Annotated in this window: 1 protein-coding gene; it reads right to left on the reverse strand. The window is 36.5% G+C overall.

From position 1 onward, the window contains the following. Positions 1–147 precede the first annotated feature (147 nt). On the reverse strand, positions 148–1,212 hold the full coding sequence (locus tag AACT42_RS00810; protein ID WP_094183078.1) for a hypothetical protein: 1,065 nt from the start codon (positions 1,210–1,212) through the stop codon (positions 148–150). Between the last annotated feature and the right edge of the window lie 45 nt (positions 1,213–1,257).

Consider the following 1,257-nt stretch of genomic DNA (forward strand, 5'->3'; position numbering starts at 1 on the left):
TAACGCCCTGTTAAGGTGTGAGCAACACAATACCGAAGCTCCCGCATACCACCTTAAACACAAAACGCAACGCATAGCAAAAATGCCACGCGTTGCGAATCACTCTTAAACAGATTGTTAGGCCATTAGCTTACTTTGTCCATAGGGCTATTCAGATATATTCACTTGAACATACTCACATAACGCTTGATCTTGATTTTCAAAAAAGGCAGGCATTGCCATCATCATTGGCAAATCACTAATTGAAACAACATAGTCTTTAAGATCCGCACCTGTAGCTTTTGCGAAAGCTAATTTTGTAGTTCTTCCTGATAAATTTTGTGTTTCTCTTAATTGAACTACCAACTTTTGTGAATTTGGAAATCCAGACCACCAATCAGTGAATTTAATGAATTTTTTCTCTTTTGATGCTTCCAAAAAAACATTTGTAGCATTAATAACGGCTCTGTCAATCATACGCTCTTTATTTATAAACTCAGCCACTATTAACAGCTCACCAATATAGTAGTTTGAAGTAGCTAAACCTCCATTTAACATCCCAACAACTGAGTTATCTAGCGCTCCGCTCTCTACTAATAAAAATGTTTCCTTTAATGCAATTCTAAGCTCTTCAGGCAATTTAAAATGAGAGGCTACTGTAACGACGTTATGCGGTATTTTATTACTAACTACAATACTATTATTACACCCTGAGAAAACATATCTATGCTTTACATCTTGTTTGCCAGATGGGTCACCAAAAGCAATAACATTTTTATATTCTGGTAGATCAACATAAAACGGAAGCATTGATGGGCGTTTATGAACATATCCGGCCTGATTCAGAAAATCTTTAACACGTAAATCACCATCACTTGAAAACTTCTCACTAACTTGTAGTGGCAATGTCAATGGTGTTTTACCTCCTAGCTTCATGGAAGAAAGGGTAAATGGTGTATATAATTCAACCGTAATTCTTGTGATTATTTCAGGGTAATTACCTTTATTGTCGAATATCACATAAGTTCCAAATGTAGCATCACCGTCAAGCTCTAGTATTTCTTGCGACCTCACAACACTTGCTGAAATTCTATGCTCTTTAAATAAATCACTATTATCAACCCACAAAAAAAGACCAGTAAAAAGAGTTGTGAGCATCCCCAAAATACCACCTACAACGCCGACTTTGCCATCAAGTTTCAGTTCGATAAAACCATTTAGTAAATTTCTCATCCCATCACTCACTGAACTAAATACGAATCAATTGGCCTAACGCCC

It is taken from the genome of Vibrio sp. V15_P4S5T153, from assembly GCF_963874485.1.
GTDB lineage: Bacteria > Pseudomonadota > Gammaproteobacteria > Enterobacterales > Vibrionaceae > Vibrio > Vibrio anguillarum.

Bases quoted from the DNA above. Each gene is read 5' to 3' on its own strand.
- AACT42_RS00810 (WP_094183078.1), bottom strand. From the start codon at position 1,212: ATGAGAAATTTACTAAATGGTTTTATCGAACTGAAACTTGATGGCAAA.